Genomic DNA, 14,609 nt, shown 5'->3' on the forward strand with positions numbered 1-14,609 from the left:
AAGGGCCCGCGGCTTCGGCGGGCTTCGGCCGCGTTTCAGCAGGGCGTCAGCCTGATTCAACCCAGACTCAGCGCGGCTTCATCCCGCTTCAACCCGCCTCAACCCGGATCGACGACGAAGCCGTGCTGGCGCAGCAGCGCCAGCACGCCGCGTTGTCCGCCCAGGTGCAGCGCGCCGATCGCCACGAAGAGCGGCCGGTTCGGCGCCGCGATCGCCAGCATGCGGGTAACGAACCGGCGATTGCGTTCGTAGACGATCTTGTTGTCCACGGCGTCGGACACGCGCCGGTCGCGCGCCAGCCGTTCCGATTTCGCGGCCTGCCAGGCGGCGATCGCATCCGCGTCGCCCACGCGCCACAGGCGCAACAGCGTCTGCACGTCCGCCGCATTCTGCGCGGGCGTCTGCACGAGGTCTTGCGCGAGCATCTCGCGCTGCTGCGCGAGCGTGAGGCCCGTGAACGCGCGCATCTGCTCCGCGAGCGTTTCGAGGCCCACGATCTTGCGCCCCTTCAGCTTCAGGAACACGTTCTGCAACTGCGCCTCGGTGCCGTATTCGGTTTGCAGGCCTGCCGAGAGCGAGTCGTAGGTCTCCACCAGCAGCGAGGCGAGCCAGGGCCGCATCGTGCGGATCTCGTCGAGTGCGGCAGGGTTGCCGCGCAGACGCGTCTCGAGCCGGTGCCACAGCGGCTCCGGCAACAGCCGCGGCAGGCACGGCCGCGAACAGACGCCGTACTTCGTCACGTCGTCCTGCGAGACGAGCAGGTCGTCAGGCGAAAGTTCGAGTGCGAGCGTGGGCGAGGCCGTGAGCGCGGCGAGGATGCTGGGCCGAAACGGCTGGCCCGGTGGATAGTCGGCGGGGTCGCCCACATGGAGCGTGCCGAGCAGGTAGATGGTGGTCGTGCCGCGCGTAGCGACGTAGAACGGCATGCGCGCCGGCTGCGTTCGCACGGGGCCGCCCGCCACGGTGCCCGAGGCTGAACTGAATGCGCCCGGCGGCGGATTGAAGCCCGGCAAGGTGGCGCGCGGCGCGTTCGTGCCGCGTGGCGGCGGCGAAACCGGCGGCCTCGCCACGCCCGTACCGCCCGCACTCACCGCGCCGGCCGCACCGGTTGCCCCCGACGGCGCGCCCGCAGAACCCGGAGACCCCGAGGCACTTCCGGGCGTATTCGCAGCGGCACCCGCGGCCTGTGCGACAGAAATCACGGAAACGAAAGACGACGCGCCTCGCCAGAAGCCCGGCGCGCCGCCCGACTCTGCAACGTCACCAGATCGCCCCGACCCGGCAAGCATCAGCGCCACGACGAGCACTGCGCCCACCTGCCGGCGCCCACGCGAGCGCCGCGTCGGCCGGGTCGAAACACGGCTCGGGAAAACAGAACGCAAAGAGACCAGGCGTGAAGCAGCATGCGCGCCGCTTTCACACAAGCGGCGCGTAAAACGACGCGCCGCCGTCGCTTCAGGCATCCGATTCCCCCACCTCCTCTGCACGATGGCAGGATACCTGACGGCCATCCACTTCGCGAAGCTTCGGCTCCTCCGTGCGGCACCGCTCGACGGCATACGGGCAACGCTGGTGGAACGTGCAGCCCGAGGGCGGATTGAGCGGCGACGGCAGCTCGCCCTGCAGCTTGATCTTGATGCGGCGGTCCGCCTCGAAGATGGAAGGCGTAGCCGACATCAGCGAGCGCGTGTACGGATGCCGCGGGCGCTCGAACACCGTCTTCTTGTCGCCCAGCTCGGCCACGCCGCCAAAGTACATCACCATCACGTCGTCGGCGATGTGCTCCACCACCGAGAGGTTGTGCGAGATGAACACGTAGCTCGTCTTGAACTCGTCCTGCAGGTCCATGAAGAGGTTGAGGATCTGCGCCTGGATGGAGACGTCGAGTGCGGACACCGGCTCGTCGGCCACCACGATCTGCGGGTCGAGAATCATGGCGCGCGCAATCGCCACGCGCTGACGCTGCCCGCCCGAAAACATGTGCGGATAGCGCTTCGCGTGCTCGGGCCGCAGCCCGACGATGCGCATCATGTGGGCAATGCGCTCCGCGCGTTCCGCGGCGCTCGTCTGCGTGTTGATGACGAGCGGCTCGGCCAGCGTCTGCTCCACCGTCTTGCGCGGATTGAGCGAGGCGAACGGATTCTGGAACACCATCTGCACGCGGCGGCGCAGTTGCACGATGGTGGCGTGGTCGGCACCCGCCACATCCACACCGTCGATCACGAGGCGCCCCGAGGTAGGCGGCTCGATCATGGTGAGCTGGCGCGCGAGCGTGGACTTGCCGCAACCCGATTCGCCCACCACCGCGAGCGTCTTGCCGCGCTCCAGCGCGAACGACACGCCATTGAGCGCCTTCACCGTGCCATGCCCGAACATGCCGCGCCGCACCGTGTAGTGCTTCGCGAGGTGGTCCGCCACGAGCACGTGGTCAGTGACGGACGCGTGGGTGTCGCGCGGAGGCACCTGAGGGACTGCGTTCATCGTGCGCCTCCCGGTTGAGTCGATTGGGTGGAAGACGGCGCATGCGCGGGTTGCGAAGCACCGCTGCCCGCCACGTTCAGCGGCTTGATGCAGCGCACGCGCGCGAACTCGCCGGAACCGGGCACCGGGTCCAGCGACGGCCGCGCCTTCGTGCAGTCGTCCACCACGTACTTGCAGCGCGGCGCGAAGAGGCAACCGCGCGGACGGTCGTCGCGGCCCGGCACCATGCCCGGCAGTGCCGCGAGGCGCACCGCGCCCACGTTGTGCTCCGGAATCGCGGCGAGCAGCGCTTCGGTGTACGGATGATGCGGCGCTTCGAAGATATCGGGCACGCGGTTCGTTTCGATGATCTCGCCTGCGTACATCACGGCCACGCGCTGCGCGACTTCGGACACCACCGCGAGGTCGTGCGAAATGAGCACGAGCGCCATGCCGCGTTCCTTCTGCAGACGCACGAGCAGTTCCATGATCTGCGCCTGGATGGTCACGTCGAGCGCCGTGGTGGGCTCGTCGGCAATCAGCAGCTTGGGGTTGCAGGCCACGGCCATCGCGATCATCACGCGCTGGTTCATGCCGCCCGACATCTGGTGCGGAAACGCCGTGATGCGGTTCTTCGCATCGGGAATGCCCACCTGGTCGAGCAGTTCGAGCGCGCGCCGCTCCAGCGCGTCGCCGCGCAGCCCTTCGTGCAGCTTCAGCACTTCCTTGATCTGGTAGCCGACGGTGTAGCTCGGGTTCAGGCTCGTGAGCGCGTCCTGGAACACCATCGCCACGTCTTTGCCGATGATCTTGCGGCGCGCTTTCGGCGACGCGTTGAGCAGGTCTTTGCCGTCGAAGGTGATCTCGTCGGCAGTGACTTTGCCCGGCGCGTCGATCAGGCCCATCAGCGCCATCATCGTCACGCTCTTGCCCGAGCCCGATTCGCCCACCACGCCCACCACTTCGCCGGGCGCGACCGAGAGGTTGATGCGGTCCACCGCCGGCAGGCCGCTGAAGTTCACCGCGAGATTGCGGATGGTCAATAGGTCTGCCATGTCAGGCCATCCGTTTGAGTTTGGGGTCCAGTGCGTCGCGCAGCCCGTCGCCGAGCAGGTTGATGGCGAGCACCGAAATCAGAATGGAAAGACCCGGCATCGTCACGATCCACCAGGCGCTGTCGATGTAGTCGCGCGCCGAGGCGAGCATCGCGCCCCACTCCGCGGCGGGCGGCTGCACGCCGAGGCCAAGAAAGCCAAGCGCGGCGGCATCCAGAATCGCCGACGAAAACCCGAGCGTGGCCTGCACGATGAGCGGCGCCGTGCAGTTGGGCAGCACCTGCGAGAACATCAGCCGCAGCGTGCCCGCACCGGCCACGCGCGACGCGGTGACGTACTCCTTCTGCAATTCGCCGAGCGCCGATGCGCGCGTCAGCCGCACATACCCCGGCAACGCGACGATCGCGATGGCGAGCATCGTGTTCGTGAGCCCCGGGCCGATGATCGCGACCACCGCCACCGCGAGCAGCAGCGAAGGCAGCGCGAGCAGGATGTCCATGAGCCGCATGATGGGCGTGTCGGCCCACTTGTCGAAGAACGCGGCCACGAGCCCGAGCACGACGCCCGGAATGAGCGCGAGCACGACCGACACGCAGCCAATCCAGAACGACAGCCGCGCGCCGTACATGAGACGCGAGAGGATGTCGCGGCCCGCTTCGTCGGTGCCCAGCACGAACTTCCAGTTGCCGCCTTCGAGCCACGCGGGCGGAATCTTCACGAAGTCGCGGTATTGCTCGATGGGACTGTGCGGCGCGATGAGCGGCGCGAAGATCGCGACGAACACGAGCAGCAGCACGATCGCGCCGGCGCCCACGGCCCCGCGGTTGCGCGAGAAGTTGGCCCAGAACTCGCGCGCGGCGAGCGCGCGGCCGCTGGGCGGCGTCACCGCCTGGGGCACAGTGTTTTGAATGTCGGCCATGCGTCAGGCCTCCCTCGGAACGATGCGGGCCGCCTGCACAGGCGCCCGCCGGATACGGTTGGGTTCTTGCACGGCGTTACCTCGTATGGCGAATGCGCGGATTGAGCACGCCGTACAACAGATCGACGACGAGGTTCACCACGATCACGAGTGTCGCGATGAGCAGAATGCCGCCCTGCACGACGGGATAGTCGCGGCGCGAAATCGCGTCGATGAGCCACTTGCCCACGCCGGGCCACGAAAAAAGCGTTTCGGTCAGCACCGCGCCCGCGAGCAGCGTGCCCACCTGCAGACCGATCACCGTGACGACAGGAATGAGCGCATTGCGCAGCGCATGCACCACGACCACGCGCACGGGCGAAAGACCCTTGGCGCGCGCCGTGCGGATATAGTCCTCGCGCAGCACTTCGAGCATGGACGAGCGCGTCATGCGCGCCACCACCGCGAGCGGAATGGTGCCGAGCACGATGGACGGCAGGATCAGATGGCTCACCGCGGAGCGGAACGCGCCTTCGTCGGTGGAAAGCAGCGCGTCGATCAGCATGAAGCCCGTGACGTGCGGAATGTCGTACTCCACGGCAATTCGGCCGGACACCGGCGTCCAGCCCAGGTTCGACGAGAACACCATGATGAGGATGAGCCCCCACCAGAAGATCGGCATCGAATAGCCGGTCAACGCGGTGCCCATCACGCCGTGGTCCACCACGGTGCCGCGCCGGAGCGCCGCGAACACGCCGGCAGGCAAGCCGACCACGAGCGCGAACAGCATCGCGCAGATCGACAGTTCGACAGTGGCGGGAAAGCGCGCGAGGAACTCGCTCATGACGCTCGTGTTGGTGACGACAGACGTGCCCAGGTTGCCCTGCAACGCGTGCTGGACGTAATGGATGTACTGCATGGGCAGCGGCTCGTCGAGCCCCAGGCGATGCATCGCTTCGGCGTGCATCTGCGGGTCGACGCCGCGCTCGCCCATCATCACCTCGATCGGGTCGCCCGGAATCAGGTGGATGAGCGCAAACGCCAGAATGGTGATGCCGATGAAGGTCGGTATCACCATGCCGATGCGGCGCAAGACGAATCGGAACATGGTTCGTTCCCTTGATTGGGGGAGATGAAAACGCAACCGGCGACAAGGGGCTCATGCCCCCGTCGCCGGACCTTTTTCGACCTGTTTTCTAGTTGCTATGCAAACGGTGCGAAAAGCGTAGCGCTCGCGCCTTACTGCACGCCGACACCGTCGAAGCGGGCGTAGCCGAGCGGATCGATGCGCATGTCGGTCACCTTCTTGCTCACCGGCTGGTAGACCGTGGAGTGGGCAATGGGCGAGAACGGCAGTTGCTGCGCGAAGATCTGCTGCGCCTGCGTGTAGAGCTTCGTGCGCTCGGCCTGGCTCGTCGTTTCGCGGCCCTTCTGCACGAGTTCGTCGAACGGCTTGTAGCACCACCGCGAGAAGTTGTTGCCGTTGATCGCGGAACAGCCCAGCAGGGTGCCGAGCCAGTTGTCGGGGTCGCCGTTGTCGCCCGTCCAGCCGATCAGCATGCTGTCCTGTTCGCCCGCGTGTGCGCGCTTGATGTATTCGCCCCATTCATACGTGACGATCTTCGCCTTCACGCCGATCTTGGCCCAGTCGGCCTGGATCATTTCGCCCATCAGCTTGCCGTTGGGGTTGTACGGACGTTGCACCGGCATGGCCCACAGCGTGATCTCGAAGCCGTTCGGGTAGCCGGCCTTCGCGAGCAGCGCCTTCGCCTTTTCGGGATCGTAGCTCGCGGCCTTCAGGTTCTTGTCGTAGGACCACTGCGTCGGCGGCATCGGGTTCGTGGCCGCCTGGCCGGCGCCCTGGTAGACCGAATCGATGATCGCCTTCTTGTTGATCGCCATGTCCAGCGCCTCGCGCACTTCCACCTTGTCGAGCGGCTTGTGCTCGACGTTGTAGGCGAGGTAGCCCAGGTTGAAGCCCGGCTGCGACGGCATCGCGATGCCCGACTCGGCCTTCAGCGGCGCGATGTCGGCGGGGCGCGGATAGCTCATCACCTGGCATTCGTTGCGCTTGAGCTTCTGCACGCGCACGCTCGCGTCCGGCGTAATCGAGAAGATCAGCTTCGAGATCTTCACCGCGCCCGGCTTCCAGTAGTCGGGGTTGCCGTCGAAGCGGATGGTCGCGTCCTTCGTGTAGCTGCGGAAGATAAACGGACCCGTGCCCACCGGATACTGGTTGATGTCTGCGGCCTTGCCGGCCTTCAGCAGCTGGTCAGCGTATTCGGCCGAAAGGATCGAGGCGAATTCCATCGCCATGTTCTGGATGAACGGCGCGTTCACTTCGTTGAGCGTGAAGCGCACCGTGTACGGGTCCACCTTCTCGATCTTCGCGATGAGCTTGTCGAGGCCCATGTCGGTGAAGTACGGGAACTGCACCGGGTACGCCTTGTGGAACGGCTGGTTCGGATCGAGCATGCGCTCGAAGGTGAAGACGACGTCGTCGGCGTTGAATTCGCGCGTCGGCTTGAAGAACGACGTGGTCTGGAACTTCACGCCTTTGCGCAGGTGGAACGTGTAGGTCTTGCCGTCCGGCGAGACGTCCCATTTTTCGGCGAGGCCCGGCTCGACCTTCGTGCCGCCGCGCTCGAATTCCACGAGACGGTTATAGACGGTGAAGGTGTTCGCCGTGAAGTCGACGCCCGTGGTGTACTGCGCCGGATCGAAGCCCGCGGGACTGCCTTCTGAGCAGTAGACGAGGGTCTTGTTGGGAATATCGGCGGCGTTCGCCAGTTGGGCGCCCGCCATCGATGCCGCTGCGACGGCTGCCAGCATGGTGAGCCGCGCCGTGCGCAACAGGTTGTTTTGCTTCATGTTTCCTCCAGGATCGGAGCCGGCCGGAGCCAGCGTAGCGCGATATTACTGACGTTCGCCGCCCGTCACAAGCAGACGAAAATCCGCATGGCGGGGCTGCAACAAGGAGTTTGCGCGGGCGCGAGGCCGAAGGGAGACGATGAGAGGAACGGGCACCCGCCGCACGGCGAGTGCCCGATGAAGCCATTACAGCCCGAGCCGCTCGCAGATCGCCTTGCTGGCGGTGGCGGCGTTGAGGGTATAGAAATGCAGGCCGGGCACGCCCGCATCCACGAGGCGGCGGCACAGGTCCGTCACCACGTCGAGACCGAACGCGCGGATCGCCTCGCGGTCGTCGCCGAAGCTTTCCAGACGGCGCGCCACCCAGCGCGGAATCTCGGCGCCGCACATTTCCGAAAAACGCGTGAGCTGCGAGAAGTTCGTGATCGGCATGATGCCGGGCACGATGGGCACGTCCACGCCGAGCTTGCGCACGTCGTCCACGAAACGGAAATAGGCGTCCGCGTTGAAGAAGTACTGCGTGATCGCCGAATTCGCGCCGGCCTTCACCTTGCGCGCGAAGTTTTCCATGTCCTGGCGCGGCGAGCGCGACTGCGGATGGTATTCGGGATACGCGGCTACTTCGATGCGGAACCAGTCGCCGGTTTCGTTGCGGATGAAGCTCACCAGCTCAGAGGCGTAGCGCAGCTCGCCCACTTCGCCCATGCCCGAAGGCAGGTCGCCGCGCAGCGCCACGATGTGGCGGATGCCGCTCTCGCGGTAGCGGTTGAGAATGGCGCGCAGGCTCTCTTTCGAGGAGCCGATGCAAGACAGGTGCGGGGCGGCTTCGATGCCGTCCTTCGCGATATCGAGCACCGTGTCGAGCGTGCCCTGCTGCGTGGAGCCGCCCGCGCCGAACGTCACGGAGACGAATTTCGGCTTGAGCGGCACAAGCTGCGCACGCGTGGCGCGCAGCTTTTCCACGCCTTCCTGCGTCTTCGGCGGGAAGAATTCAAATGAAAGTTCGATCGGATTCATGGAGAGAAACAGACATCAGCCGAGGCTGCGGTTGCCGAAAACGAGCGCCGAGAGCAACCACGAAATGATGCTGTAGAGAATCGAGCCGAAGAATGCCGACCAGAACCCCGAAACCTCGAAACCCTTCAACAGCGACGCCGCGAGCCAGAAGCAAAGCGCATTCACGACGAGGATGAAGAGGCCGAGCGTCAGGATGGTGACGGGCAGCGTGAGCAGGATCAGCACCGGACGCAGCAGCGCATTGATGAGGCCCAGCACGATCGCGACGATCAGCGCCGTGCCGAAGCTGCGAATATGAATCGACGGCACGAGCCACGTGATGATCAGCAGTGCGAGCGCGTTGATCAGCCAGGTCAGCAGCACGGTCATGGAAGGCTCCTTATGCTTGTTGCCTTGTTGCGTCGTTATCGTGATCGCGCTGGAGATGCGATGGGCGCGCGATGAAGGCCAAGGCTCGAGCGTGCGTTCCGTACGGACCATTCAGACAGGGCCGCACGGAACACACCGCATGAGCTTAGTAGCGGTAGTGGTTCGGCTTGAACGGACCCGTCTTCTCGACGCCGATGTACTTCGCCTGGTCGTCTGAAAGCTCGGTGAGGTTCGCGCCGATGCGCGCCAGATGCAGGCGCGCCACCTTCTCGTCCAGATGCTTCGGCAGCACGTACACCTTGTTCTCGTACTGCGCGCCGCGCGTGAACAGTTCGATCTGCGCGAGCGTCTGGTTCGTGAACGAGTTCGACATCACGAACGACGGGTGGCCCGTCGCGCAGCCCAGGTTCACAAGGCGGCCTTCAGCCAGCAGGATCACGCGCTTGCCGTCCGGGAAGATGATGTGGTCCACCTGCGGCTTGATGTTTTCCCACTGGTACTGGCGCGTGGACGCAACGTCGATTTCCGAGTCGAAGTGACCGATGTTGCAGACGATCGCGTTGTGGCGCATCGCCTTCATGTGATCGTGGTTGATGACGTGGTAGTTGCCGGTGGCGGTGACGAAGATGTCGGCCTTGTCGGCGGCGTATTCCATCGTCACGACGCGGTAGCCTTCCATCGCCGCCTGCAGCGCGCAGATCGGATCGATTTCCGTGACCCACACCGTGGCGCCCAGACCGCGCAGCGATTGCGCGCAGCCCTTGCCCACGTCGCCGTAGCCCGCCACCACGGCGATCTTGCCGGCGATCATCACGTCGGTGGCGCGCTTGATGCCGTCCACGAGCGACTCGCGGCAGCCGTACAGGTTGTCGAACTTCGACTTCGTGACCGAGTCGTTGACGTTGATGGCCGGGAACGGCAAACGGCCTTCCTTCTCCATCTGGTACAGGCGGTGCACGCCGGTCGTGGTCTCTTCGGTCACGCCCTTGATGTGCGCGAGGCGCGTGGAGTACCACGTCGGGTCGGCGTCGAGGTGGCGCGCGATCGCGTTGTACAGCGCGACTTCTTCCTCGTTGGTGGGCTTGGCGATGACCGAACGGTCCTTCTCCGCCTTCGAGCCCAGGATCAGCAGCAGCGTGGCATCGCCGCCGTCGTCCAGGATCATGTTGGCGAACTCGCCGTTCGGCCATTCGAAGATGCGGTGCGTGAATTCCCAGTATTCGTCGAGCGATTCGCCCTTGAACGCGAACACCGGCGTGCCGCCCTCGGCGATGGCCGCGGCAGCGTGGTCCTGGGTCGAGAAGATGTTGCACGAGGCCCAGCGTACGTCGGCGCCGAGCGCCTTGAGCGTCTCGATCAGCACGCCGGTCTGGATGGTCATGTGCAGCGAGCCCGCAATGCGCGCGCCCTTCAGCGGCTGCTGCGCCTTGTATTCGTCGCGAATCTGCACGAGGCCGGGCATTTCGGTCTCGGCGATGTTGAGTTCCTTGCGGCCCCACGCGGCAAGCGAGAGGTCGGCAACGAGGTAATCCTGGGACGGGTTCGATTCGAAGACTGCGGCGTTCATCACGCCCTCCTTTCTAAAAAGACTAGAAATTAATGACGTGAGCGCCGTTCGATGCGGCTTCCTGCCCGCGCGCGAAACGCGCTGCACATGGAAAGGAAGACCGGATTGAAAGCCCCCGAGCCTGGCGGGCCGTGATGACCATCAGCAGATGGCAGGCCCGTCGCAGCGCTCCTCGGAGACAAGGCGCGATTGTAGCAAATGTTTGACGGCGCAAACGCGCGAAAAGACGGAGCGAAAGGCGTCAAAAAGACGTATCAGGAAGTCAGATGGGCAGCAGTTCGAGCAGCGGCACGAGCAGCACCATCGTCACGCCCGCGATCATCATGGTGAGGCTCGCCACCACGCCTTCTTCGCTGCCCAGCTCGCGCGCCTTCGCCGTACCCACGCCATGGGCCGCCGCGCCGAACAGCGCGCCGCGCGCCAGGCGCGTTCTGAGCGGCACGAGCGCCAGCACGAGTTCGCCGAACAGCATGCCGCAAACGCCCGTGGCGATTACGAAGAGCGCCGTGAGGTCCTTCGGCGCGTGAATCTTGTCGGAAACGGCCAGCGCAAACGGCGTGGAAACGGAACGCGTCATCAGACTGCGCTGCAATTCCGGCGACAGATGCAGCAGCTTGGCCAGCGTGAGCGACCCGCCCACGGCCACGACGATGCCCACCGTCACGCCCACCGCGAGCGAAATCCAGTGGCGCTTCAGCAGGTCACGGTACTCGTAGATCGGCACCGCGAAGGCCACCGTGGCGGGGCCCAGCAGCCACATCAGCCAGCGCGTGTCCTGAAAGTACACGGGGTAAGGAATGTGCAGCACCAGCACGATGGCCGCGAGCACCGCCGGCACGGTGAGGAGCGGCGTGAGCCACGGCTTCGGAAAGCGCGCGTAGAGCCACTTCGACGCGAAATAGAGCACCACCGTCAGCACGAAGCAGCCCGCCGCGATGAGCCGCGAGGCGTCGTCCGCGAAGAGGGAGGCGTAGAACGTGCCCGAGAAGGTGCTCATGATTCAGTCCTGTTTTCAGCGCCGTCTCTGTTCAGCCCCGGCGCTCAGACGCGGGCCAATGCGCGCGCCGTCAGCGCGCGCCGCAGCGCGAGGCGGCGTTCGAAGCGCGCCGCCAGATCCACGGCAACGGCCACGGCCACCATCACCATCAGCGTGCCCGCCATCACGACGAGCGCGAGGCGCCAGCCGTCTTCGCGAAAGAGCCCGCCGTACTGCACGGCGGCCACCGCGGCCGGAATGAAGAACAGCAGCATGTCGCCGAGCAGCCAGTCCGCGCCCGCCTTCACCCAGCGCGGCGCAATGCCGCCGGAGAACAGCAGCACGAGCAGCACGACGAGGCCCACCACGCCGCCCGGCACCGGCAGGCCGAGCGCACGCACCGTGAAATCTGCCGCGAACCACATGCCTGCCAGGCCGGCCGATTGCACGGCGATGCGCGCGACGCGCATCAAGCCGGCAGAGCGAGCTTCGGAGGTAACAGCGGATGAACGGTGAGCAGTCATGGCAAACCCTTAGTGACTTCGTACGCGAACAAGTATAGGTTGCGACGCAGCATAAATATAATGACTTAGAATCATCAAAATCATTCCAAACTGGAATTCTGGAGCCTCTCATCGTGGAACTGCGCGCCCTTCGCTATTTCGTCGAGGTTGTCCGCCAGCAAAGCTTCACCGCCGCCGCGGAACTCATGTTCGTGACGCAGCCCACCATCAGCAAAATGGTGAAGTCGCTGGAGGACGAGATCGGCTCGCCGCTGCTCCTGCGCGACGGCCGCCAGATGGTGCTCACCGACGCCGGCCGCATCGTCTACCAGCGCGGTCAGGACGTGCTCGCCGCGCACGCGCAGTTGCAGGCCGAATTGAAGGACCTGGGCACGCTGGGGCGCGGCCAGCTCACCATCGGCATTCCGCCGATGGGCGGCTCGCTCTTCACGCCCGCCATCGCCGCATTCCGGCAGCGCTACCCGAAGGTGGAACTGAAACTGTTCGAACAGGGCTCGCGCGCCATCGAGGCCGCGCTGATCGCGGGTGAACTGGAACTGGGCGGCGTGCTGCAACCCGTGAACCCTGAAATCTTCGACGTGCTGCCCCTCACGCACGAACTGCTCTGGCTCGTGGCGCGCCGCGGCTCGCGCTGGGACAGCGCGCAGGCGGTGTCGCTCGCCGATCTGGCGGGCGAGTCGTTCGTGTTCTACGGCGAGAGCCTCGCGCTCAACGACGTCGTGCTGAACGCGTGCGCCAAGGCAGGTTTCACGCCGGCCATCGTCGGACGCAGCGGGCATTGGGACTTCATGGCCGCGCTCGTGCTGGCGGGCGTGGGCGTCGCGCTGCTGCCGGCGCCCTACTGCCGGCGGCTGGACGTCACGCGCTTCACGTGCCTGCCCGTCACCGACCCGCAGATTCCCTGGGACATGGCCGTAGGCTGGCGGCGCAACGGCTATCTATCGAATGCGGCGCGCGCCTGGCTCGACGTGGCGCGCGAAACGCTGCCCGGCGTGGCGGGCAGCGACTTCATGCAGATTCACGGATTGGACCCGACGGGCAGCATCGCCGGAAGTTGATCGGGCCGCTGGCGCGCGGGCCGGCCGGCTTCCCGACCCAGGCGCCGGAGCCAGGCGCGCACATCAAGCCGCCACGCCCAGCACCGCCGCGGGCTGTGCGCGACGCGCCGCCGCGATGAATTCGGCAGCGCGCTCGCCCACCATGACCGTCGGCGCATTCGTATTGCCGCCAATGAGCGTCGGCATCACGGAGGCATCCACCACACGCAGCCCCTCCACGCCGCGTACACGCAACTGCGGGTCCACGACGGAGCGCGCATCGCCGCCCATCCGGCACGTGGCCACGGGGTGATAGATGGTGTCCGCCCGGCGCGCGATGACCTCGCGCAACTCGGCGTCGGTCTGGCCCGGCTTCGTGTACAGCTCCTTGCCACCTGCACTCGCCAGCGACGGCGCCTCCACGATGCGCCGCGCCAGCTTCGCGCCTTCCACGAGCAGATCGAGATCGCGCGGGTCCGACAGGAATTGCGGATCGATCACGGGCGCCACGCGCGCATCCGGACTCGCCAGCGTCACGGTGCCGCGGCTCGCGGGACGCAGCACGCAGACGTGCAGCGAGTAGCCGTGCCCCCAGTGCATGTGGCGGTTGTGGTCGTCCACGATAGCCGTGCAGAAATGCAGTTGCAGGTCCGGCCGATCCAGCCCAGGCCGACTCTTGATGAAGCCGCCCGCCTCGGCCACGTTGCTCGTCAGCATGCCCCGCCCTTCGCGCATGAAGGTGAAGAACGCGGGCACCATCTTCGCGAAGCCGCGCAGCGAGAAGCCCGTCGTCTCGCTGGACCACACGCGCTTGTTGAGCGTGAAGTCGATGTGGTCGATCAGATTGCGGCCCACCTCCGGCGCGTCGTAGAGCACCGGCACCCCGAGCGACTGAAGATGCGCGCCCGGCCCGATGCCCGAGCACATCAGCAGTTGCGGCGAGTTGAATGCGCCCGCCGCGAGCACCACTTCGGCGCGCGCCGTGAGCCGCTCGATACGGCCGTCGCGCGCCACTTCGATGCCGGTTGCACGGCGCCCGTCGAAGGTGACGCGCAGCACGGCGGCGTCCGCGATGGTGGTGAGGTTGGGCTGCGCGCGGTCGTAGACGTAGGCACGCGCCACGCTGCAACGCCGGCCGTCGCGCTGCGTCACCTGATAGAAGCCCACGCCTTCCTGCACGGGGCCGTTGAAGTCGTCGTTCGGCGTGAAGCCCGCCTCGATGGCGGCCTTCAAAAAGCGGTGCGAAAACGGATTGCGAAAGCGCAGGTCCGACACGGTGAGCGGCCCATCGGCGCCATGCCACGCGTTCGCGCCGCGCTCGTTGCCTTCGGCGCGGCGAAAGTACGGCAGCACGTCCTGCCACGACCAGCCTTCGCACCCCAGTTGGGCCCACTCGTCGTAGTCCAGCGGATGCCCGCGCGTGTAGATCATCGCGTTGATCGCGCTCGACCCGCCGAAGCCCCGGCCGCGCGGCTGATAGCCGCGACGCCCGGCGAGTCCGGGCTGCGGCGTCGTCTCGTAACCGTAGTTGGTCTTCATGCGGAACGGCACCGCGGCCGCCACGCCCACCGGCATGTTGACGAAGAGGTTGTGCTCCGTGTGCGGACCGGCCTCCACGAGTGCGATGGTCGCATCGGGACAGAGATCGGCGAGGCGGCTCGCCAGCGCGCAGCCGCCGGAACCCGCCCCGGCGATGATGTAGTCGAACTCCATGTGCTCCTCCTGATTTGCACCGCTGGGTTGCACCTCTGCGTGCCCGCGTTTTGCCGCGTGGCTGTGCCGGGTGCACACTTGTCTACGTTTGTTTTTTGCGCATTGTAGGGACCGTTGCTCCC

Annotated in this window: 13 protein-coding genes and 1 riboswitch; of the genes, 1 reads left to right on the forward strand and 12 read right to left on the reverse strand. The window is 66.1% G+C overall.

The features are described from left to right. Window positions 1-98: 98 nt before the first annotated feature. The 11 genes from U0042_RS18450 to U0042_RS18500 all read right to left on the reverse strand — a co-directional run bounded on the left by U0042_RS18450 (window position 99) and on the right by U0042_RS18500 (window position 11,737). Entirely contained in the window at window positions 99-1,463 is a 1,365-nt protein-coding gene (locus tag U0042_RS18450) for a TraB/GumN family protein (RefSeq protein WP_419150441.1), read from the reverse strand. Continuing rightward, window positions 1,456-2,481, reverse strand: coding sequence for a peptide ABC transporter ATP-binding protein (locus U0042_RS18455; protein ID WP_114815103.1), 1,026 nt, complete (start codon window positions 2,479-2,481; stop codon window positions 1,456-1,458). The genes U0042_RS18450 and U0042_RS18455 overlap by 8 nt, the downstream gene beginning before the upstream one ends. After that, on the reverse strand, window positions 2,478-3,515 hold the full coding sequence (locus tag U0042_RS18460) for an ABC transporter ATP-binding protein (protein WP_114815102.1): 1,038 nt from the start codon (window positions 3,513-3,515) through the stop codon (window positions 2,478-2,480). The genes U0042_RS18455 and U0042_RS18460 overlap by 4 nt, the downstream gene beginning before the upstream one ends. 1 nt (window position 3,516) lies before the next feature. Further along, window positions 3,517-4,434, reverse strand: coding sequence for an ABC transporter permease subunit (locus U0042_RS18465; RefSeq protein ID WP_114815101.1), 918 nt, complete (start codon window positions 4,432-4,434; stop codon window positions 3,517-3,519). A gap of 76 nt (window positions 4,435-4,510) precedes the next feature. Then, window positions 4,511-5,521 (reverse strand): ABC transporter permease subunit, encoded by a 1,011-nt coding sequence (locus U0042_RS18470; protein WP_114815100.1) that lies wholly within the window; start codon window positions 5,519-5,521, stop codon window positions 4,511-4,513. 131 nt (window positions 5,522-5,652) lie between these two features. Beyond that, the gene (locus tag U0042_RS18475) at window positions 5,653-7,284 is read right to left on the reverse strand and encodes an ABC transporter substrate-binding protein (RefSeq protein WP_114815099.1); all 1,632 of its coding nucleotides are present in this window, start codon (window positions 7,282-7,284) and stop codon (window positions 5,653-5,655) included. Between the two features lie 186 nt (window positions 7,285-7,470). Next, window positions 7,471-8,301: a methylenetetrahydrofolate reductase [NAD(P)H] gene (metF, locus tag U0042_RS18480; RefSeq protein WP_114815098.1), complete on the reverse strand. Its 831-nt coding sequence runs from the start codon at window positions 8,299-8,301 to the stop codon at window positions 7,471-7,473. 15 nt (window positions 8,302-8,316) lie between these two features. Further along, window positions 8,317-8,670, reverse strand: a complete 354-nt coding sequence (locus U0042_RS18485) for a phage holin family protein (protein ID WP_017772098.1) — start codon at window positions 8,668-8,670, stop codon at window positions 8,317-8,319. Window positions 8,671-8,815: 145 nt separating this feature from the next. Next, window positions 8,816-10,237: an adenosylhomocysteinase gene (gene ahcY, locus U0042_RS18490; protein ID WP_114815097.1), complete on the reverse strand. Its 1,422-nt coding sequence runs from the start codon at window positions 10,235-10,237 to the stop codon at window positions 8,816-8,818. A 32-nt stretch (window positions 10,238-10,269) separates the two neighbouring features. Then, window positions 10,270-10,417, reverse strand: a riboswitch (S-adenosyl-L-homocysteine riboswitch). 82 nt (window positions 10,418-10,499) lie between these two features. Beyond that, entirely contained in the window at window positions 10,500-11,234 is a 735-nt protein-coding gene (locus U0042_RS18495; RefSeq protein WP_114815096.1) for an LrgB family protein, read from the reverse strand. A gap of 44 nt (window positions 11,235-11,278) precedes the next feature. Next, the gene (locus U0042_RS18500) at window positions 11,279-11,737 is read right to left on the reverse strand and encodes a CidA/LrgA family protein (protein WP_114815095.1); all 459 of its coding nucleotides are present in this window, start codon (window positions 11,735-11,737) and stop codon (window positions 11,279-11,281) included. A 113-nt stretch (window positions 11,738-11,850) separates the two neighbouring features. Between U0042_RS18500 and U0042_RS18505 the strand changes: the two genes are divergently transcribed. After that, entirely contained in the window at window positions 11,851-12,795 is a 945-nt protein-coding gene (locus tag U0042_RS18505) for a LysR family transcriptional regulator (RefSeq protein WP_114815094.1), read from the forward strand. Window positions 12,796-12,858: 63 nt separating this feature from the next. On the opposite strand, the gene U0042_RS18510 is transcribed toward U0042_RS18505, so the two are convergent. After that, window positions 12,859-14,487: a GMC family oxidoreductase gene (locus U0042_RS18510; RefSeq protein WP_114815093.1), complete on the reverse strand. Its 1,629-nt coding sequence runs from the start codon at window positions 14,485-14,487 to the stop codon at window positions 12,859-12,861. Window positions 14,488-14,609: the final 122 nt, after the last annotated feature.

This window comes from Paraburkholderia kururiensis (genome assembly GCF_034424375.1).
GTDB lineage: Bacteria > Pseudomonadota > Gammaproteobacteria > Burkholderiales > Burkholderiaceae > Paraburkholderia > Paraburkholderia kururiensis_A.